Source organism: Acaryochloris sp. IP29b_bin.148, from assembly GCF_028285565.1.
Taxonomy (GTDB): domain Bacteria; phylum Cyanobacteriota; class Cyanobacteriia; order Thermosynechococcales; family Thermosynechococcaceae; genus Acaryochloris.
In genome coordinates, this window is record NZ_JANQOY010000085.1 from 1 (window position 1) to 22,003 (window position 22,003).

General features: G+C 46.3%; 9 protein-coding genes and 1 pseudogene. 7 read left to right on the plus strand and 3 right to left on the minus strand.

The genetic code is table 11. The features are described 5' to 3' along the window. Window positions 1-812 precede the first annotated feature (812 nt). Window positions 813-2,288 (plus strand): sodium/solute symporter, encoded by a 1,476-nt coding sequence (locus Q0986_RS07990; RefSeq protein ID WP_299407560.1) that lies wholly within the window; start codon window positions 813-815, stop codon window positions 2,286-2,288. Between the two features lie 200 nt (window positions 2,289-2,488). Here the strand turns inward: Q0986_RS07990 and Q0986_RS07995 are convergent, their stop codons facing one another. Further along, the gene (locus tag Q0986_RS07995; RefSeq protein ID WP_299407562.1) at window positions 2,489-4,522 is read right to left on the minus strand and encodes a SpoIIE family protein phosphatase; all 2,034 of its coding nucleotides are present in this window, start codon (window positions 4,520-4,522) and stop codon (window positions 2,489-2,491) included. A gap of 548 nt (window positions 4,523-5,070) precedes the next feature. Between Q0986_RS07995 and Q0986_RS08000 the strand changes: the two genes are divergently transcribed. The 5 genes from Q0986_RS08000 to Q0986_RS08020 all read left to right on the plus strand — a co-directional run bounded on the left by Q0986_RS08000 (window position 5,071) and on the right by Q0986_RS08020 (window position 16,585). Further along, window positions 5,071-6,705 carry a hypothetical protein gene (locus Q0986_RS08000; RefSeq protein ID WP_299407564.1) on the plus strand — a complete coding sequence of 545 codons (1,635 nt, stop codon included), beginning with the start codon at window positions 5,071-5,073 and terminating at the stop codon, window positions 6,703-6,705. Between the two features lie 207 nt (window positions 6,706-6,912). Then, window positions 6,913-8,385, plus strand: a complete 1,473-nt coding sequence (locus Q0986_RS08005) for a DUF3131 domain-containing protein (RefSeq protein ID WP_299407566.1) — start codon at window positions 6,913-6,915, stop codon at window positions 8,383-8,385. Window positions 8,386-8,470: 85 nt separating this feature from the next. Beyond that, window positions 8,471-12,886, plus strand: a complete 4,416-nt coding sequence (locus Q0986_RS08010) for a DUF3131 domain-containing protein (RefSeq protein WP_299407568.1) — start codon at window positions 8,471-8,473, stop codon at window positions 12,884-12,886. 115 nt (window positions 12,887-13,001) lie between these two features. Next, window positions 13,002-14,165, plus strand: coding sequence for a DUF3131 domain-containing protein (locus Q0986_RS08015; RefSeq protein ID WP_299407570.1), 1,164 nt, complete (start codon window positions 13,002-13,004; stop codon window positions 14,163-14,165). Between the two features lie 14 nt (window positions 14,166-14,179). Next, the gene (locus tag Q0986_RS08020; protein ID WP_299407573.1) at window positions 14,180-16,585 is read left to right on the plus strand and encodes a glycosyltransferase family 2 protein; all 2,406 of its coding nucleotides are present in this window, start codon (window positions 14,180-14,182) and stop codon (window positions 16,583-16,585) included. A 110-nt stretch (window positions 16,586-16,695) separates the two neighbouring features. Here the strand turns inward: Q0986_RS08020 and Q0986_RS08025 are convergent, their stop codons facing one another. Beyond that, entirely contained in the window at window positions 16,696-17,019 is a 324-nt protein-coding gene (locus Q0986_RS08025) for an STAS domain-containing protein (protein WP_299407576.1), read from the minus strand. Between the two features lie 991 nt (window positions 17,020-18,010). Between Q0986_RS08025 and Q0986_RS08030 the strand changes: the two genes are divergently transcribed. Further along, window positions 18,011-20,749, plus strand: a complete 2,739-nt coding sequence (locus Q0986_RS08030; RefSeq protein WP_299407579.1) for a response regulator — start codon at window positions 18,011-18,013, stop codon at window positions 20,747-20,749. A gap of 64 nt (window positions 20,750-20,813) precedes the next feature. On the opposite strand, the pseudogene Q0986_RS22920 reads toward Q0986_RS08030, so the two are convergent. Next, window positions 20,814-21,281, minus strand: a pseudogene (locus Q0986_RS22920) (transposase); the annotation flags it as partial. Window positions 21,282-22,003: the final 722 nt, after the last annotated feature.

A 22,003-nucleotide genomic window follows, 5' to 3' on the forward strand; every position in this document is an offset into this window, starting at 1 on the left:
TATTGCTAGAGCGTCGGGAGCTGATTCATGGGTTGACGAACTTCTATTGGTGGCAGGAGGCAGTAAGTTAATTATGGGTGATTAAACGGATTTGATATAAAAAGCCTATAAGTCTATTTTCTGGATGTATCTCTCTTCTATTGCTCTGGCAAGATAAAATCTGAAATAACGATTTTCCGTTATTTTTAAAATTATTCTCGGCACAAAAATACGAGAAACAATCAAGAATTTATCCTTCCACAATACAAGAGGGATAAGCAGCAATGTGTAGACAAAATTATTCAAGTCTTCTATCTGTTTATGGGGATGTAGACAGACTTTCAAAGTTAGCCCCTATCATCCAGCTTTTTGGCCATCCTTATGCTGTTGCCAGGTTCACCCAAACCAGGTCTAGCCATTCGAGGCATTTTAGGAGGCTGAAGAAACATCCATCTCAGCCATCCACACCCAGTCATCCCGATACCGACCAGTATAAGAAGAATAGAGTGAGTGATGAGTCCACCAACCAGCACTATCGCCCCCAGCAGGGCTAAGCCTACAGCCAATGCTGGCTGTGGCAATTTTCTCAAGCGAGAGGTGCGCAACCCAATGCGTCTTACAGGGCTCATTCGATCTCCTCTGCCTGGGCGTCCTTGACTCATGCCATTCACTCACAACGACTGCTGGCCCAGCTAACCTTAGGGTCATCCACTGGACTTTAAATTATGATTTCGCGTTAGCAACGAAAAATAACAATACTCAACTTAACAAGATGATCTTCTAGCACAACTAGGGATGATAGGCTATGAAAATTGTTACAGAGTAGAAAGTCTATGAGTCCCATCGATTGGGTTATCGTCGCGGTTTACGCCATAATCGTTCTCTGGATCGGACTCTCTGCCAGCCAAAAACAAAATAATACTGACGAATATTTTCGTGGATCTCGGCAATTACCCTGGTGGGCCATTGGCATTTCAATTATTGCCACTTCATTTTCGGCAGCTTCACTATTGGGAGGACCGGGTGAAGGATATGAACATGGTTTTCTGTGGCTTCAGCTTCAGCTGGGTGATCTACTGGGCTTTGGGTTAGTCATTCTCTTATTTTTGCCCTTTTTTATCCGGCTCAATTTGACGACGGCCTATGAATATCTGGAGCGCCGCTTCGATGCCAAAACCCGTTCTTTGGGGTCGCTCTGTTTCATCTTATCTCTGGTGGCCCGTCTGGGAGCGCTATTGCATGGGGCCTCTATTGTTGTTGCGGCTGTGACAGGGTTGCCGACTTCTCGTGCAATTTTGCTGGTCGGTTTTGTCTCTATCCTCTACACCGTTATGGGCGGTATCACAGCAGTTGTATGGACCGATTTACTTCAGTTCATCATGATCTTTGTGGGCCTCATCGCAGGCTTATGGGCTGCGTCGGTGAGTGTTCCGGGTGGGCTCAACGCTCTGTGGGCCGCTGCCGGAGAAGGGGGCAAACTTCAGGTCATTGATGCCTCTTGGAATCCTGAGTCTATTCGGTCGTTGCCCACGGCTCTATTCGCCTATGGAATTCTGGCCTTTGCCGTCGCCGGGACGAATCAACAATCGGTCCAACGATATGTCTCTTGTGCTGACCTTCCCTCAGGAAGAAAGGCAATTCTATTAGGTTGGTTTACAGGTTTTATCGGGGTTGCCGTTACGCTACTGCTAGGCGTACTCTTGTTTGGATTTTATTCGCTCAATACGGCTGCCCTGCCTGAAGGAATCGCGGGTGACCAGATCTTGCCCCACTTTATTGCCAATCAGGTTCCACCTGTGGCAGCGGGGCTGCTAGTATCTGCCATTTTTGCGGCTGCCATGTCGTCGATTGACTCAGCTCTCCACTCGTTGGCCACCTGTATCGTGGTGGACTTTCAACAACGCTATGCAAAGACGAACCGCAGTGATCATTATTATCTAAAAGCTGCGCAAGTATGGATTGTTATCTGCGGCATTGTTGGCATATTTTCAGCATTCTACGTGGCGTCCACTGAGGAGTCATTACTAGAGTTTTTAGTTGAATATATGGCACTCTTCCTCGGCCCATTACTGGGATTATTCTTGATGGGAGTGCTTGTTCCTCGGATTAATGGGACAGGCGCATTTTTTGGCGTGCTAGCGGCTGTTGCCCTGCTAGCAATTAGTGGTCATTACAAGTGGATCGAATTTCCAGGAATCTGGCGCTCAGCTATTTCCGCTCCCTTAGCCGTTATCTGCGGTTATGGAATATCCCTGATGAGTAAACCGCCCTCCAAAGCATCCATCGCAGGACTAACACTCTGGAGATGACAGCTGTTATAGCGGTTCTTTCTCAAGTGAGGTACAGCATGATAACTGCAATGTAGATATAAAAAGGGTTTTAGGGGTGTTTATTGCATTTTATCTGTTCGGGAACCGCTATAATTGGGTGATTCATGCGGATGCAGAATAAAGTGTATATCCTCAGCTCTAATATTGCCCATTTAACAATTTCGTGAATTCTGCTGTGGTTAAGCTGCATCAAAGGAAATTTTCATAAGTGAATAGTCATCATCAAAGCTTTTATGGCCAGCAATATGCTGAATCTGCTGGAATAGTGGATCGAGAGAGTCAAGCTGCTGATGTTGGTATTCAGAGACAATGCTTATAAATTCGTCAAAGGTCCAGACTTCACCATTGGGTTGCATAATTTCATAGACCCCATCACTAAATAGGTAGAGTGAACTTCCTGCTTGGATATCACATTCATACTGATCATAAGGGAACCCCGTCATCATACCGATAGGGATACTTTTTACTTCTAACGGCTTAACCGGATGTTGTTCAAAGGCCAACAGCACAGCAGGATGCCCGCCACTTGCATACTTCAACTTCTGAGTCTTGCAGTTATAGACCCCGTACCAAATGGTGAAGTAGTCATCTCCTTGTTCATTCATTTGAAAGACTTCGTTGAGCCCATCTAAGACAGAGCTGGGCTGATAGAAATCTGTATCCAGTAAAGATTGCGATCGCACTACATTCAGCACAGAAACAGACAGTAACGTAGAACGGATCCCGTGCCCTGCCACATCTAGTAAATAAATTGCGAGATGATCGGTGTCCAGCCAATAATAATCAAAGGCATCTCCACCCAACTGATTAGACGGAATAAACTGATGTTGAATGGAAATAAGGCCAGACAGCGGCGGCGGAATGAGGGATTGGACATAGGCCGCTGCCTGATTCAGTTCCGATTGAAGTTTGGCATGCTGGCGCTGAACTTCCTCCTCCGCTTTTTTTCGCATTATGAATTCACCAAGCTGAGCACCAATTGACCCCATAATGTTTAATAGGCTAGGGTCTTTTGCCTGGGGTTCATATTTGCTAAAAAACATCACCCCTAAACGGTTATAACCTTCTAAAATCGGGAAACTTAAGGTCGTTGCCATGCCTGCCTGCTGAAAAGAACGGACCTGGGCATCCTGCATCTCATAATCGCTTAACCACAGCGGACGGTTATAGTGCCAAATACGGTCAATGATACTAGCCGCTAAGGCAAAATGGACTGAACTGGACTCCACTGAGACAGTACTCGTCTTGTTTCTCAATGCCAACCAGCTTTCCGCACATCTCAAGGAGTAGTTAGATTCATCTATCAGCCAAAGTTCTCCGTATTCCCAGCCCAAGCTTTGACTAATCGCCTGCAGCAACCGAGGAAAGGCTTCGCTCAAAGTTGCCACTTCTGCCAAAACCCGGGTAGTTGCCTGCTCAACATTAAAGCGTTGCTCCTGGTATTTGCGTTCCGTGATATCCGCGAGAGAACCAGAAATTCCAACTATTCTGTCATCGGGGCCTAGAATGGCACACGCATAGATTTCCATCCAGCCAAAGCTACCCTCTTTGTGTAAGAAGCGAACATCAAAGCGACATTCAGACTGGTGATTCAGTAAAAGCTGCTCAATTTGTTTGTTGAAGGTCTGGTGGTCTTCAGGATGAACAAATTGCCCTAAGGGATGATTAATCGCTTCCTGCTGTGAAAATCCAGTTAATTCACACCAAATAGGATTGAGAAAGGTAACATTTCCTTCCTGATTAATCTGGAAAATGACCTCCTTTAAATGATCCACCACTGACCGATATCGAGCTTCACTGTCTCGAACAGCCTGTTCAGCCCAACTGGCTTCAAGCAAATGGCGTAACCGACGTCGCAAAATGGGGGGATGAATGGGTTTTGTTACATAATCCATAGCCCCCGCTGCAAAGGCTTTGTCCACCGACGCTTGATCCTCTAAACCAGCAATCATCAGAATCGGCGTCGATGTACCTAAGGGCAGTTTTTGTAATTCTGCACAGCAGGTAAACCCATCCATAACCGGCATTTTTGCATCTAGCAGAACCATATCAGGCTTACGGGCTAGATAGGCATTTAAGCATTGTTGACCATTTTCAACATCAACCACCTCACAACCGTCTTGCTCCAGAATCAGACGGAGAATCATTCGGGTGGATCGATCATCATCGACCACCAAAATTAGAGGGATGCGACTTTCCAATGTCTGGCTCATTTCATCAACGCTAGAGAGTGGGGAAGAAATACGCAATACAGCTCATATGGGTTTAAATTAAATATTGCCAATTTATTTTTGCTCAGCAATAAAAAGATTTTAATGTTTACCCCTTAGTAAACCCATATCTTCACTGAAACATTACACCGAGGATAGTGATTTTTAAATCCTCAATCTGTTCAAGCATAGGGTATGGATTACAGTTGAAATTATTTACAATAGAGCGATAAAAAAACAAAACGCGCAAATGTTATCAGCTCGTAAATATGCTCAAGCTAGATATGCTTCAAACCGCTTAGTAAACGTCATTTGCTGTCTCAAAGACGTAAAAATCTCACGACAGTCCTTACTGTCAGTAGGGTACTCTAAAGCTTGGGACAACTTTCCTTCTCTCCGAAAATATTATTTTTTAGCCGAAGTTCCTCTAAGACCTATTTTTGGGTAGAAAATCTCTTATGCTCTCTGCTCTAGCGACTTTATATATAAGTTGTCAGACTGATCTGATTTTTTCTAATCAATCGACACCATCCACTCCCTGCAATATTGAGATGGCACAGTCTGATAAATCGGAGCAACCTATTCTCATTGCGGGTCCCTACGATTTGAATCCGGGCTTACATCGCCCCGCTCAGCCTGAAAGGCCCAAACAGCAATCTTTAGAAAGACGACAACCACCTGCTCTCCGCCCTGCTTTGCCGACTATTACACCCGAGAGTCCGCCTGAACAGGGCCCCCAAGGAGGGGCAGCTTTATCCTCCGAAGCCCAGCCAACTGCTCAAGAGTCTGACCTGGGTAAACAGAAACGCACTCCTATTGCCTCACCTGCACCACCCAATTCGCCATTGCTGATCATGAGTCCAGCAGCACGGCCATCCGGCCCAGTTCCGCATCAACTTCACCCCTTAGCAACCCCTTTGCCAACTAGACAACGCCCCAAGGTGAATCAAGGTGGAGCAATAGCCCCTACACCAACCGATAGCCCTGCTGCACGACCGTCAGGGCCTAGATCGCCCTTGCAACAGGCACCAAAGCCGTTAACCATGACCGACCCAGCTCCTTCCCGTCGGAGAAACTCTCCCGCTAGCAGTTCTGCAGTGCAAGCCAACCCTCACTTTCGGTCTCTACCTACACCACCATCTCCGCAAAATATTTCCCCCGCTTCTCCGCCAGCCTTGATCAGAAATGACCCACCATCGCCACCTCCCCCCGTCCAATCCCCTGAATTACCGCTTGATCTTCCCAGTCAGCAACCTCAGATTGAACCGCCACAGCGTTTACCCATTGACGTTGCTCCCATCGGTGCCGCTGATGATCCTCAGGTACCATTTATCGTCCTAGAAAATGCGACAACAGATTTTAAGCTAGATTTTGATGAATTTGGCAAAGAAAACCTAAAAATTGAAGAAACTATCACCTTTCGCCTGCGAAATGGCGATCGTGCCACATTTACGACAGGGATGAACACCTATCGCCAGAATGATCTCGAACCTGTGAAAAATATTCCGCTGATTTTGGGATGGGAGACGGAAGTGGGGGATGTCTCCGTTAATGTGACGGCTGGTGCTGAGGTATTTAACCGATTGGCCCCTCAGCCCACGTTTAAGGTGGGTGCCAAAACATCTCTATTCGGGGAGGTTCTAGTCTCTGGAGAAGTTGAGCATGGTCCTTATAAGTTCAATACCACAACCCTAGCGAACGAGATTAGTTACTGGCGAATTCGGCCCAGTGTTTTTTGGCAAATTGACCGTAAGACAACATTGTTTGGGCTTCTTCAAGCTGGATTTTTCAATGATGGCAACCAAGAGATCCAATCCTTTAGCCGGTTGGAGCGAAAAATAGGACCTTTTGCAGTTGCAGCAAACCTCTTTACCTGGAACTTTGCTGAAGATCTCGAAGCAGAGAGTGGCTATTTCTCACCCCTCAATTTTTTGCTCTATAACGCTGAAATTGGCTGGAGAGGTAAAATCTTTGATCCATTGTCCTGCCAGTTTGCAGCTTCCATTGGTAACCAGGTCGTAAATGGGGATGAAAGCACAGGCCGAGGGTTACAGACAAAGTGTACGGTCGTGTTAGCCGATAATGTTGAACTTGACTTTGGTTATGTTTTTACCAATGTTATTTCTAGCGGCGATGGAGCGAGTAATAGTCATATCTTCTCAGGACAACTGCAGATTGACTTTTAATTTTTTCGGAGTGTTCAACCCATTCATAAGATGGGAATTCTAGAGCAGACAAGTCTTGCTTGACGAGATAAATTTCAATCAAGAAGACTATTGCTGATTAAGTTTTTATGTTTATTCATCGAGAAGACTTGTGCTAATCGAAGGCCCTCATCATTGATTTGATTGATGCCTAGACCCTAAGGGTCATTATCTTGTGTAGGAGGAGTCATGACTTCTAATTTTGAAATGCCACCTAAGCGATTGGCGTTTCTGACTTATTTGGGGGGGGTGGTCACAGCCGTTGCTGCGATCGCAGGTTTAGAAATGCTCTCGGGCAATCTTTCCCAAAAGACGACGAAAGAGTCAACACCAACGACTCAAACAGCAACTAGCCCTGCTCCATCTGACGGTAATCAGTCACGCCCCCAAGCAAAGCATGAGACACCCGATTCACGATCGATTAAATTTCCCGGTACACGGGTGAGCAAACAAGACATTGCGAAAGTAACAACACCTTATATTCCCGCTCACGTCGGCAAGCTTTCTGCTGAGGAAATGGCAGTTGCAAAGAAGGCCTGGAGCTATTTTGAGACCAATCTGAATCCTGAAACAGGCTTGGTGAATTCAGTGGATCAGTTTCAGTCTGTAACCCTGTGGGATCAGAGTGCGGCGATGGCTGCTTTAGTAGGTGCGAAAGAGTTGGACTTGATCTCTGAGCAAGAATTTAAAGAGACTATGGGCAAAATGCTCACCACCTTAGCCAAACTGGAATTGTATAAAGGTGAGTTGCCCAACAAGGTGTATAACTCCCAAACGTTGATGCCAGTAAATTATGGCTCCCTCGATCAGCGGGAAGAAATTGGATGGTCAGCCATTGACCTGGGACGAATTGCCCTCTGGCTGAAAATCATCGCAGCCAAATATCCCGAGTTTGAACCCCAAACCACAGCTGTGTGGAGCGCCTGGGATGTGACGCGTTTGACCAAAGATGGCCAAATGTTTGGCACCAGCATCAAAGAGGGGCAAGAGCAATACAACCAAGAAGGGCGTTTAGGCTACGAAGACTATGCGGCCTATGGCTTAAAACTGTGGGGACTCAATGTCGATAAAGCCCTGGACTACGAAAATAAATCTGCTTTCGTTGAACTCTACGGGCATAGCATTCCGTTTGATGTCCGCGATCGCGAGAATTCTGAGGCCAATAACTACGTTTTGAGTGAGCCATTTTTCCTCGATGGCATTGAAACAGGCTTTAAAGCACTTCCTAAAGCGTATGCGGATCGGATGTTAGCTGCCCAGGAAGCTCGTTATCAGGCCACGAAGCAATTAACGGCTATTACAGAAGATAATTTGGATCGAGAACCCTATTTTGTTTACAACACCTTATATGTAAACGGTAAACCCTGGGCAACCATTAGTGACACCGGAAAGAACTACAACCATCTTCGCTTTGTTAGTACCAAAGCAGCGATTGGTTGGCATATGCTTTACAACACGAATTACACCAAAAAGCTGTTTTCTTTTGTGCAAGAAAAAGTTGGTTCAGACAAAGGTTGGTACAGTGGTTTTTATGAAACCTTAGATGAACCTAATGCCGTCTTAACCGCTAATAACAATGGCATTATCTTGGAGTGCTTATTATTCAAGAAAGTTGGTAAACCCCTCGCCGTTTGGGCGGGTGTTTCTGAGCCGGGTGCATAGTAGGAACTAGCCCTATTCACTTTCTCGTTAACTGCAACTGGGTTTGTTGTTCTTTTGCATTTTTTGATTGGGGCCATCCTACCTGATGAAGCGACGTCGTCCTCTACCCATAGTTAAACTGGTTGCCTGGTTGGCAATTGGCATTTTTTCCCCTTCTTTGTGGCTGCCCTTTACCGCAGAGAAAGTTGTCTATGCACAAGAAGCAAATGAGTGCGGAGCAATTACCAATCCTCTAACGCCAGAGGAAGAAACCTATGCCCGCACAGCTTGGCAGTACTTTCTCAATAACTATCAAGAAGCAACAGGCTTTACCAACTCCACCGGAGGCTACCCCTCTGGCACCTTGTGGGATATGGGGAACTACCTCATGGCCCTCAACGCGGCCCGCTGGATGAACCTCATCCCCCAAGAAGAATTTGATCAAAAACTAAATAAATTCTTGTCCTCCTTAGCTGGATTAACGCTATTTGAAGACAGCCTGCCTAATAAGGTATACAACGCCGCCGATGGGGCTATGGTGGACTATGGAAACAACCCCATTGACCGAGGAATCGGTTGGTCGGCCTTAGATATTGGCCGGATCTTAGCGGCATTTCATGTCCTGCGCACCTGCCATCCTCAGTATGCAGATTGGCTGAAATCCATCATCGATCGGTGGGCCGTTGATCGGTCTGTTCAAGATGGATATATGTTTGGGGCCACGGTCTTGGAAGATGGCCAAACCTTGCCAGTACAAGAAGGCCGACTGGGATATGAAGAGTATGCATCCAGAGGCTATCAACTGTGGAACTTTCAGGTGCCGAAGGCATTATCTTTTGAACCCTTCAAGATGGTTGAGATCTATGGGGTACAAATTCCTGTAGATACTCGCAACTATCAAGACACCAATGCCAATAACTACGTCGTCAGTGAGTCTTATATCTTAGATGGCATTGAATTTGGCTTCCTGGGTGACCAAATGCGAGACTATGCCGCTCGGGTATTCGAAGTACAGAAGCGGCGCTATCAAGCCACGGGGCAATTAACGGCGGTGACCGAAGATAACATTGATGGTCCCCCCTACTTCCTCTACAACACTGTTTTTTCTAATGGTGAAGCTTGGGCCACGATTACGGAGAAGAACGAGCTTCATCCCGACAAACGCAGTATTAGTACCAAAGCTGCCTTTGGGTGGCGCTATATCTTCCCAGAGGACCCCTATGCAGAGCAATTATTCGAGGTCGCGAAAGGCTTAATGAGCCCGGATGGTGGTGGTTTTTTTGCCGGCATGTACGAGGAAACCAATGAGCCCAATCGAGCTCTAACCGGCAATACAAATGGGTTGATTATGGAAATCCTCTATTACAAAGCCAGAGGCAATCGCCCCTTGATTGGGGGGAATGGGGTGAGTGCTTCCACCGGAACCCCTGAAACCACCGTTGTCCTGGAAGGCTTTCCTGCACCTGAAACAGCACAAGCTCCCGCTCCTGCCCCCGCTCCCGCTCCCGCTGCAGCTCCCGCGCCAGCGCCTCCCCCGACGCCTGCCGTAGCTCCCGCTCCGACTCCTGCGCCCATATCTGCCCCTCCCCCTCCGCCCAGCGATAATTCCTGTGGCGGAATTACCAATCCGTTAACCCCCGAAGAAGAGACTTATGCGCGCACGGCTTGGCAGTACTTCGTCAATAACTATCAAGAAGCCACCGGATTTACCAACTCCACAGGTGGTTACCCTTCCGGCACCCTATGGGATATGGGGAACTACCTCATGGCCTTGAATGCAGCCCGATGGATGAACCTGATCACACAGGATGAGTTTGACCTCAAACTGAATAAATTCCTGTCTTCTCTATCTGGATTAACGCTGTTTGAAGACAGCCTGCCCAATAAGGTTTACAACGCTGCCGATGGTGCGATGGTGGACTATGGCAATAATCCCATTGACCGAGGGATTGGTTGGTCTGCCTTAGATATTGGCCGGATTTTGGCAGCGTTTCATGTCCTGCGCACCTGTCATCCCCAATATGCAGATTGGCTAAAGTCCATTGTTGATCGATGGGCGATTGAGCGCTCCATTCAGGACGGTAATCTATTTGGAGCTACCGTCCTTGAGGATGGTCAAACTTTGCCCGTCCAGGAAGGCCGACTAGGGTACGAAGAATATGCTGCCAGAGGCTATGAGTTGTGGGGGTATTCCGTCCCCAAGGCGCTATCCTTTGAGCCATTTCAGTTAGTCGAGATATACGGGGTGCAAATTCCCGTTGATACCCGGGCCTTCCAAGAAACGAATGCCAACAATTATGTGGTGAGTGAGTCTTATATCTTGGATGGCATTGAATTTGGCTTTTTGGGCGATCAAATGCGCGATTATGCGGCCCGTGTGCTCGAAGTTCAAAAACGCCGCTATCAGGCTACTGGCCAATTAACAGCAGTTACCGAAGACAACATTGATGGCCCACCTTACTTCCTTTACAACACCGTTTTCTCCAATGGTGTCGCTTGGGCTACCATCACCGAGAAGAATGAACTCCATCCAGAGAAACGCAGTATTAGCACTAAAGCGGCCTTTGGGTGGCGATATATCTTCCCCGATGAACCCTATGCCGAGCAATTATTCGAGGTCGCGAAAGGTTTGATGAGCCCAGATGGCGGCGGTTTTTTTGCTGGCATGTATGAGGAAAACAATGAGCCCAATCGAGCTTTAACCGGTAATACAAACGGGTTGATTATGGAAATCCTCTATTACAAAGCTAGAGGATATCGCCCCCTGATTGGGGGAAATGGGGTTAATGCTTCCACAGGAACACCCCAAAGCACCATCGTTGCTGAAGGTTACCCAGCCCCGGATAATGTAGCTTCTGCTCCAGCTCCAGCTCCAGCCCCAGCTCCAGCTCCAGCCCCTGCTCCAGCTCCAGCTCCTACTCCCAATCACAAGAGTTTATCTCTCTCTAAGACCAATGATGCAGATTTAATAGTGTGCTGTTATGTTATCGAAGGCTCTGGTGCTAAGCCTGATGCCCCACCCAGACAAACAACGGCTACTTTACCAACACCTGCTCCGGTTCCAGCCCCGACTCCGGCCCCAGCCCCGACTCCGGCCCCGACTCAGATCGACAACGTGGAGCAATCTGTTCAAGTGTCAGTTGCCCCAATTATGTCTGGCGGCAAAGTGAAGGAATCCGCGGTCTGCCAGAACTTGACACGTCGTCCTCATTTGGCTGAAAAACGGTATGCCAAAGCAGCCTGGAAATATTTTGAGGCCAACTACGAAGCCAGCACGGGATTGGTCAGCGATCGCAGCGACATGAAAGCCGCCACTCTGTGGGGAATGGGGGACTATTTAGCAGCCCTCCAAGCGGCTGAATCCCTGGATGTGATTAGCATCAAAGAATTTGATCAACGGGTTCGATTATTTTTAGGTGCAATTAAGCAACTACCGTTACATGGCGGCGAATTGCCCCATCGCAACTACGATATTCGCACCCTGGAAGCCGTTGATTATGGCATGAACCCGGCTCCTGAAGGCATCGGCTGGTCGGGTTTAGATGTGGGACGGTTTCTGCTAGCCCTCCATAATCTCAAGGGCTGCCACAAAGAATATGCCGACATCATTGATGAGATTGTCTTGGATTGGTCATTCCTGCGGGTCGTTCGGGATAGTCGAATCCACAGTGCCTTTGTCGAAACCGATAGCAATGGCCGCCACTTAATTCGCGTTAAACCTGATTCCCGATTGGGCTACGAAGAATACGCCGCCCGAGGGTTTCAACTTTGGGGCTTTGATGTGACTGAAGCAGCTGTAGGTGGCAACTATAAAACCGCAGAGTTGGAAGGGTTCCAAATTCCGATTGAACGAGACCGGCCACAGAAGAAGCTCGATATCGATCAACAGACGGTGAGCAATCCGTTTATGGTCTATGGCTTAGAGTTAGGACTTGATCCACAAATGCGGCAGTTGGTTTTACCAATGTTGCAAGCTCAGGCGGAGCGTTATAACCGTGAAGGCGTGTTGACGGCAGCAGGCACCACGCTCACTACCAAAGCTCCCTACGTGATTCATAGCAGCCTAATTAATAAAGACAAAAGGCCTTGGGCTGCATCCACTGCCGATCAATCTCTAAAATCTGAGCAACGCATCATTAGCAGTGCAGCAGCCTTTGCCTACCATGCGATTTTCCCTGATAATGCCTATGCCCAAGAGCTCTATCAATCGGCCTTGGACCTCTATAACCCCGTATTGGGCTTCTATGAAGGGGTTAATGAGCAAACCGGCCGGTCTAACCCTGGTTTTAGTGGCTCTACCAACAGTATTGTCCTGCAGTCTATTTTGTATCGACTGCGAGATCGTCAACCGTTACTCGTCGCCGATACTTCACGCAATTCGCCCTGGTGGCAAGCTGTGGCTAACGAAGAAATTGGCACGGGCTTACCACCGACCCCCAAGCCTAAATTAGAGCTCATCAATGATTCAACCGGAACATATTGGGATGTTCCTGATAACCAGTTTTCTCGGAAAAATAACTGAACTCAACACGAGTGATGTTTCTTAAGCTATGACATTTATTGGCCATCCATATTCTGTGCAGATACAACATATCCGTCCCTTCCGTTTCACTGAGGGAATCACAGCTAAGCGACCTTTGACTAATACCCCATTGTCAGAGGCCGATCGACAAGCAGCGATATGGGCATGGCAGTATATTCAACGAAATTGGCAATCGCCTACAGGGTTTGTCAATTCTGTAGAGCAATACCCGTGGACCACTTGGTGGGATCAAGGTAGCGCTATTTTGGGCATCCATGCTGCATACCAATTAGGAATAATTTCTTCGGCAGAATTTGACCAGAAAATTACCCGATTTCTGAAAACGCTAGAGACGCTTCCACTGCCCCCTACAGGACTCCCCAATAAGTTTTACAGTACAAACTCAGCGCAAATGCGGACAGGTAGTAACCGTCCAGACACCAAGGGAGGAAGTGGCTGGTCTGTTCTCGATATGGCCAGATTTCTCTTATCTCTACATGTCCTTCGGACTCACTACCCTCGATTCTCACAGCCTATCAATGCCATTGTTGGCCAATGGCGACTGTCCCAATTGGAACATCAAGGCTGGCTACAAGGAAGTATCCCCTCTCAAGAGGGAACCTTACAATTAGTTCAGGAAGGAAGGTTTGGATATGAACAATACGCGGCCCACTGCTTATTGGCGTGGGGAATTGATGCCTTCAATGCTCGTCATAGCCCAAAAACCAAAATCGTCGAAGTAGAAGACGTTCTTCTCCATATTGATCGACGGAATTTAGCCAATTCCAATGGCATCAACGCTCTTACCAGTGATCCCTATATTCTATGGGGCTTAGAGCTGGGATGGAACTGGTTTACCCGTATACAAGCCCAGAAAATAGTAACCGCGCAACAACGACGATATCAACGAACCAATATCTTAACTGCCGTGAATGAAGATGCCATCGATCGATCGCCATACTTTATCTATTACAGCGTCTATAGCGATGGAAAAGCTTGGAATGCTATCAGCAATGAGGGTAATGCTTATCCTCAATTCAGACAGCTGAGTACTAAAGCTGCCTTTGGTTGGGCTGCTCTGTTCCCAGAGCACCATTATGCTGGCACCTTACGCCGAGCGGTGCAGTTTTTGGCAGACAAGAATAAAGGGTATTTAGCCGGACGGTATGAAAATCAGCGTTTGGGTGTCAATACTCTCCTTAATATCAACACCAATGCGGTGATTCTCGAAAGTCTTCTCTATCAGGCCCGTTCTCGTCGCTCGCTAGTTAAGCCATAAGGATGCACAGTGCCATGACTAATGCCGTCTCGATTATTGAAAATGTGCCAGCCTTCTCTGGCAATATCCGTATCAGATTAAAGGATAGAACACTGCTTTTTCGGTTCTTAGTGATCGTCAACCTCATTTTTGGGGGCTGGTATCTGCAGTGGCGGATTTTTAACTCTGTCAACTTCAATGCTCTATGGTTGGCCATTCCTCTCCTACTGGCAGAAATTTATAGCTATATCGGCGGGGTGATGTTTTTTATCGGTCTCTGGCGGCCGATTGTGCGAGAGGTCAAACCCCTTAGGCATATGCGCCCTACCTTGCCAGAGTCTGAGTGGCCCAGTATTGATGTGTTTATCACCTGTTATAACGAGCCCGTAGAGATGGTTCGCGAAACAGCTGAAGCTGCCTTAAACCTAGACTATCCTGCAACGAAGCTGAAAGTTTATGTGCTGGATGACGGGAATTCCCCACCAATGCGGCAAATGTCGGAACAATTATGTATTGCGGATCTGCAAACGCCACAGCTTCGCGCGGCGGCAGATGGCATTAATGCGCAACGTCTGCAGCTCAAAACCAAGCTGCAACATCTCCAAAGTCTGGTGTCAGAAATTGCTGCGGGCGAAGAGGCGTTAAAGTCTCATACTCTCACGGTCGAAACCAAACGGGAAAATGTCCAAGTGGCTCTGGATTGGTTTGACCAGCTCAAGCAACCTCAAATTTCGATCAGAACTTGGTTAGAACTGCAAACCGTTTTGGGCGAAGGCTTCGATAATGTTTTGAAATATGCCCACAAAGACCTTCCTGCTAACACACCGATTGACTTGGAGTTAAATATTTCAAGCAATGCCATAATTCTGCAAATTTGGGATCGGGGTCCTGGACTAGATGACCCCGACAAAATTTTCAAATCTCTGAACGAGGTTGACCTGATGGCGGAAGGGGAGCGGGGCTTTGGCATCATGAGCGAATGCACTGACTTTATTAGCTACAATCCCACCTTCGATCAACGTCAGTGTCTTATTGCGATCAAGTTCTACAAGCCGGAGGGCAATTTAGGCCAAGATCAAACTCATCAGTTCACAGGTTATCTCCATAGCTTGCAGCAAACGACCTGTCTGTTGAATCAACAATATGGGTCTGCGACTGAGTACCTTCAGGCAGGCGTCAAGCGTATACAGGAAGCGATTGACCAAAAAGAGCAGGACTTAATTGGCTTGGCGCGCAGCCGCTATATTGCTCGTCCTAAGCCCAAAGGGAAGCCTCATCATGCCAAGGCAGGTAACATCAACTATGCGTTGTTTTCCGGAGAAACCACTGGTGATCTGATCTTGACCTTAGATGCTGATCATATTCCCAAACCCCATTTTCTTCAGCGAGTCCTGCCCTATTTCTTTGACTACAGCATGCAATATGGGGCCTATAAAGACAACGATATCGCCTTTGTCCAAACCCCTCAAGACTTTTACAATCTGCCGCCTGGCGATCCCTTTGGCCATCAAGCTCGATTGTTTTATGGCCCCATTCAACAAGGGAAGGATGGCATGAGTTCAGCCTTCTATACAGGCACCAATGCAATTTTACGTCGGGAAGCGTTGGTTACCACTGGCCTACAAAATTTTGCGGATGAATATTTAGAGAACCAAAAACGCTTAGAAGAGTTTGAGTTGGTGGGCGGCGTTTCCAGTGCCAGTATTACGGAAGATATGAATACGGCCATGCGCCTTCATGCAGCCGGATGGAAGTCGGTTTATCATCATGAGGTCTTGGCGGTTGGCCTAGCCCCAGACGACCTCAGCTCTACTCTGAAACAACGATTGAGATGGGCTCAGGGTACTGTTCAGGTCCTCCTCCAAGAAAATCCGCTGACCAAAAAAGGCCTGACCATTTGGCAGCAGTTACAATATTTCCAGACTATGTATAGCTACTTTTCTGGATTTTTTACCCTAATTTTTATTGCTTGTCCGCTGATCTACTTTTTTACCGGGGTGATTCCCGTTCAAACCTATGGATTGGCATTTGCCATTCACTTTGTCCCTGCTTTTGTTCTCAACCGCATTACCTTTATCGCGGCAGCTTGGGGTATTAAGCAGTCAGAGTTATGGCGAGCAGAACAATTTGCGATCGCACTTTTTCCGCTATTCATTAAAGCCGTTTGGAGCGTTTTCACTGGCCGTCCTGCTCAGTTCCAAGTGACTCCCAAACAGCGGCAATCCGGCGTATATATCGGTCTTGTTATTCCTCAACTCACGGTGGTTATCCTGACCTTTTTGGGAATCTCTTGGAGTCTATTTCGATATGCTACAGGCAGTCTAGATAACCCTGGCCTGCATCTCCTCAATTCTGCTTGGGCAATCTACAATGTTTCCCTCACTTGGGTACTCATCAAAGCAGCTATTTGGCAACCTCCCACTACTACGCAATTGGAGTAAGCCCCGACTTTGGGGCTAATCCATTGTGGGGCTAATCCATCGGCCTCTGACAGGAGCTATCCAAAATCAGCCTCCGGTTCTGCTGGAGGCTGATTCTGCTTGAAAAAATGCTAACTAGCAGAAATACCAATCTTTTGATCAAATTCTTGGCGATCGGCGTAGATATCGAAAATTTGGTCCATTTTGGTGAGTTCAAAGACAATACGAACCTGATCATTCAGTGAGCATAACGATAGGTTGCCGCCTTTTGCACGCACCGCTTTCAGGGTAGCCACTAACGCACCAATCGCTGAACTATTCATAAAGGTGACATCTTGCAAATCTATGAGAATCGTTTTCACACCTTCTGCTGTCACATCGCTAATTTCATTGCGTAATTGGTTCGCACTGATCCCGTCTAATAATTTTGTGGGTTGGATAACTTTATGGCTCATCTGTTGAACTCCTAGTTCAGTTCTGCTTAGGTTAAGTTAAGTGGAGATGAAGACACTACAACAAAAACGACCCATAATCCGAAAGTAGGTGTCGTACATTTAGAGTTCCCAATTTTGATAGTGAGAAAACATTCTCAGCATAATGTGAGTGTATTGCAATAAATTAACGAAACTAAGACCATATACCTAAAGCTATGTCTAGCCATACTTCTATCTCTAATGCCTGAGTCTTTAGAACAATCTTCTCTGATAAAATTGCCTTGCAGAGATCTATTGGTATCAGTCTTTCTGTTATTAAAAACCGAATGAATATTTTTGGGAAATGAAATTATCTAGTGAATATAAATTTACCAGTCTTCCAGTGATTTTATGTTTCTTCTCAAGCTGAACTGAGCATTAAGACTTGATCTCAATTGGAGAGCATGCTTGGAAAGTCCTGCAAGCATAAATATTTATTATTGAATTTGTATATTGTCACTGAGTTCAAATATTTGGATGGTTAGTGAGAGTTGAGTTGATGAAAAGTCATTGGCCAATAACAATTTCACTGATTTATTAATGCTTAGTTGTATTATTTTTAATAATGTTGCTCTTTGATTAATGTTGGCAAGGGAAAATTAATGTAGCCATTTTCCATAGTTTATAACCTATAAATCTGATAAGTTATTCAAGAGAAACTACCATTAAAGGTTTTATTTGCCTAAGGTAATGAAAGAGTGATAGATCAGTCTGAAATGAATTGTAAGAATGATGTTTGGCTTTGACTATTCCTAATAAGTATGTCAGTCTTACTGGATCTCTCAACTGATATTAGATTCAAGATTGACAGGAGTGGTGTTGCACTCAAGGACCAACTAAAAGGAAATTTAACGCCTTTCATGGGCAAGCTTGAACTTAGGATGAGCCTCAATCAAAATGACGCTCTTATACCGTACGGAGAAGTCTACGGAATCTATGAATATTTTGCCTATCTGTTTACTTGTTGGGATCTATGCGTAGCTTGTGGAAAGCCTTAATTCATCTTTTCTCACCTGAGCAATATATGCCACATGGTCATTGCTACCTATGGCAAACTCCCTTAGTAGGGCTCCATTTGGTCAGTGATTTATTGATTGCGATCGCCTACTTTTCGATCCCAATCATGTTGCTTTATTTCGTTTCAAAACGGAGCGATGTCCCCTTCCAAAATATATTTCTGCTGTTTGGAGCCTTTATCGTTCTGTGTGGAACAGGGCATCTCTTAGAAATTTGGACGTTATGGCATCCTGCTTATTGGTTATCTGGTGTTGAACAAGCGCTTACAGCCCTTGTTTCTTGCTATACCGCAACAGAAATGGCAACGTTACTCCCCAAATTTTTGTCGTTGAAAACACCGGATCAACTGGAAACAGTCAATCAAGCCTTGCAACAAGAAATTTATGAGCGAGAACGAGCAGAAGTTAGCCTTCAGGCCATCAACGATGAATTGCAAGCGGCCAAAGAAGCTGCTGATACAGCTAGTCAAGCCAAAAGTGAATTCCTCGCCAATATGAGTCATGAGTTGCGGACCCCCATGAATGCTGTCATTGGTATGACAGCATTACTCACCCATACTCCACTTAGTGCTCAGCAACAAGACTTTGTAGATACCATACGCAGCAGTGGAGATGCTCTGTTGTACCTCATTAACGATATTCTTGACTTTTCTAAAATTGAAGCAGGAAAACTCGATCTCGAAATGCAACCCTTCGAAATCAGAACTTGCATTGAAGAAGCATTATTAATTTTGGCATCCCAAGCCGCGGAGAAAAATCTGGAACTCGCTTATTTGATCAATCCACCGATTCCAACTGCCATCCTGGGGGATATCACACGACTACGACAAATTTTAGTGAACTTGCTCAGTAATGCGATTAAATTCACAGGTGAGGGAGAGGTGGTCATCTATGTTTGTGCGAAACCCATTGAAAAGACGCTACCGCAAGCCGATATAGAACCTGGGTTGCACACTATTCCGGGTGCAACCCAGTATGAAATTCAGTTTGATGTCAAAGACACAGGGATAGGAATTCCGCCTGATAAACTCGAACGCTTATTCAAGTCTTTTTCTCAAGTAGATGCTTCGACCACTCGAAAATTTGGAGGGACGGGCTTAGGATTAGCCATCAGTAAACAATTGAGTGAGCTGATGGGTGGCAGAATATGGGTCAATAGTGAGGTGAGTAAAGGATCTACTTTTTCATTTACGATTTTAGCCTCGGAAATTCCTGATTATGTCAGTCCTAAGGTTGTTTCGGATGTTCAGCTCGCGGGCAAGCAGTTATTAATTGTGGATGATAATGCGACCAATCGGGAAATCCTCTCCTTACAAGCTCAATATTGGGGAATGTTGACCTGTGCCGTCAAATCAGGTGTTAAGGCTCTGGAATGGTTACAGCGGGGGGTGAAATTTGATCTAGCGATTCTGGATATGCAAATGCCTGAAATGGATGGGGTCACTCTAGCCCAAAGAATACGCGAACAGCCCACGGGGCAATCACTCCCACTGATCATCTTGAGTTCATTAGGACAAGATAATATTCGCTCACAAGCAGGAGGGGATCATTTTTCGGCCATTTTGAACAAGCCTGTGCAACAAACTCAACTCCATACTGTTCTTTGCCAGGTGTTGGATAATCCGTTGTCCAAAGTTGAGTACACAATCCCAGTAGAGCAATTGTCAACTCAACTTGCTGAACACCACCCACTACGAATTCTCTTGGCAGAGGACATAGTGGTAAACCAAAAGGTGGCTCTATTAAGCTTGAAACAACTGGGCTATCAGGCTGATGTGGCCAACAACGGGCTAGAAGTCATAGAAGCGCTAGAACGCCAATCCTATGATCTGGTACTGATGGATGTGCAAATGCCAGAGATGGATGGACTCACGGCCACTACAGAAATATGTCAACGGTGGTCCCCAGATGAACGCCCCTACATCATTGCTATGACCGCTAACGCCATGCAAGGGGATCGGGAAATCTGTCTGGATGCAGGTATGGACGGTTACATTTCCAAGCCTGTTCGCATACCTGAACTCAAGGATGCACTGAGTCGCTGTCAGCCAATTCAACCTAAACCCATAGCTAAGACTAGCCAGGAGCCTGCCCCAGCGGGTACCCCTGATATTGACAGACTACCGCCTCAATCTTCCATGATGGCAGTGTCAGCTACTGCATCTAACGTTCCTGCCATCTCTTCTACTGACACGGATGGAGCTGCGGACCACTCGCAAAATGCAGAACATCTCAACTCCCCACCTGTTGAATTTGCACCTTTTCCCTCCAACTTCCAAGACACTGCACCACCTGTTATACCAATGGAACAGTCTAAGATGTCTAATCTTGCGAATGAACCCGCAATTCTTGACCCCACAGTTCTGGATGGTTTGCGTCAGCTGGCAGGGGAGAATGCCCCCTTATTAATTGCAGATTTACTCAGTACTTATCTTGAAGAGGCACCCGAGCAAGTCGATGCCATACAGCAGGCAGTAGACAACGCTAATCCTGAAGCTTTACGCGATGCAGCCCATGCGCTAAAGTCTGCCAGTGCCAATCTAGGGGCCAAACAGCTCTCTGAGCTTTGTGCTGAGGCAGAAGCCCTTGGACGAGAAGGGGCGATGGAAGGGGCACAAGAAACAGTTTCTCAAATCTGCCAAGCTTATCAAACCATTCACACTTATTTCACGGCAGAAATAGCAAAAAGATCGTGATTGGCATCGAGAAGACTGTGGGAGATAAGTGTGAATGGAGGTTCCAGCCTCTATGGCATCCCTCTTTTATCACTTTTACGCGCACTTGCTCACCATACACTTGCCGTACCACTCGCTCAAAGTTTTCCCCCGAGTATCCTTCGTCTACCAACACCACCTCTAGATGAGAAAAACGATCTCGATGCTCATCTAACACCAACACGGCTCCCAATCGTTCTGAGGTATTCGCTTTCTCCAATCAATAGCTCTTGGGAATCGACGACGAGGTGGCGTTTACGGTTTTTGACTAAGCTTCCCGCCATCGAAACTTTTTTTCTGCCGTTTTCACCGATGGGGAGTCTGCAATCGCCACACTGGAGTCCACTTCTCGACCCATGCCTTCTCAGCGCTGATGCCTTAAAGCCGTGTGAATGTTCTGCCAGATACCTTGACGGTGCCACTTTTGGAAATACTCATAGACGGTCTCATGAGAGGGTAGATCATGGGGAAGCATTTCCCTCTGACACCCACTGGTTTCGGGGAAACAGCTATTTTCGCATTGGGTGGGAGTGGATCAAGACGGCTTTAAAAAATGGCTGGACGCTCATTCGCCAAATTCGATTCACTAGAAATTATGATCCTGAACCAGCAATAGCTTCGCGAAAACAACATAACAACCGCAAGTATCGGTTAGAGTTCAAAGTACAGACCTATCAGTATGTTGCATAGTTTTGTCAGTCAACCAGGTTCGGGGTAAAGCTATTCTTTAAATTTTTCACGGAAGAATAGAGGTTTTAGCTCAGGTAAGAATAAGAGTTTTAGCTTATCCCGAACTCAGGCTGATTAGGGTGTCCAGAATCCGATTGCAAGCATCGGATTGATTGAAATTCCTGTCTCACAGTTTACTATGCTATCCATATCAGATACGCATGTTGATAAAGGTGAAAGTTCACCTATAACCTCCAAATCTCTATTCTTTATTTCCCTCATATGACTTTCTGGTTGACCTAAGAATTCAAAGCATTCAATAGTATCTGAATCAGGGCATATTGACTTTGCGAATGCATATGTTTTGGGGGCAAAAAAGTTGATATCTAAAACCAAGGATAGCAAAGTCACTACAGATAAGGATAGACATTTATTTGTAGTGATAGTGTTCTTTCTTGTTGGATTAAGCAGATAGATCTGAAAATGGTGTCTGCTAGGAAGTAGTCACAAGCACGGCATCCAGATTACCCACGGTGCATAGGTTAAGGGCTTCCATCCAAGGTAAAC

Bases quoted from the DNA above. Each gene is read 5' to 3' on its own strand.
- Q0986_RS07990 (WP_299407560.1), top strand. From the start codon at position 813: ATGAGTCCCATCGATTGGGTTATCGTCGCGGTTTACGCCATAATCGTT.
- Q0986_RS07995 (WP_299407562.1), bottom strand. From the start codon at position 4,522: ATGAGCCAGACATTGGAAAGTCGCATCCCTCTAATTTTGGTGGTCGAT.
- Q0986_RS08000 (WP_299407564.1), top strand. From the start codon at position 5,071: ATGGCACAGTCTGATAAATCGGAGCAACCTATTCTCATTGCGGGTCCC.
- Q0986_RS08005 (WP_299407566.1), top strand. From the start codon at position 6,913: ATGACTTCTAATTTTGAAATGCCACCTAAGCGATTGGCGTTTCTGACT.
- Q0986_RS08010 (WP_299407568.1), top strand. From the start codon at position 8,471: ATGAAGCGACGTCGTCCTCTACCCATAGTTAAACTGGTTGCCTGGTTG.
- Q0986_RS08020 (WP_299407573.1), top strand. From the start codon at position 14,180: ATGACTAATGCCGTCTCGATTATTGAAAATGTGCCAGCCTTCTCTGGC.
- Q0986_RS08025 (WP_299407576.1), bottom strand. From the start codon at position 17,019: ATGAGCCATAAAGTTATCCAACCCACAAAATTATTAGACGGGATCAGT.
- Q0986_RS08030 (WP_299407579.1), top strand. From the start codon at position 18,011: ATGCGTAGCTTGTGGAAAGCCTTAATTCATCTTTTCTCACCTGAGCAA.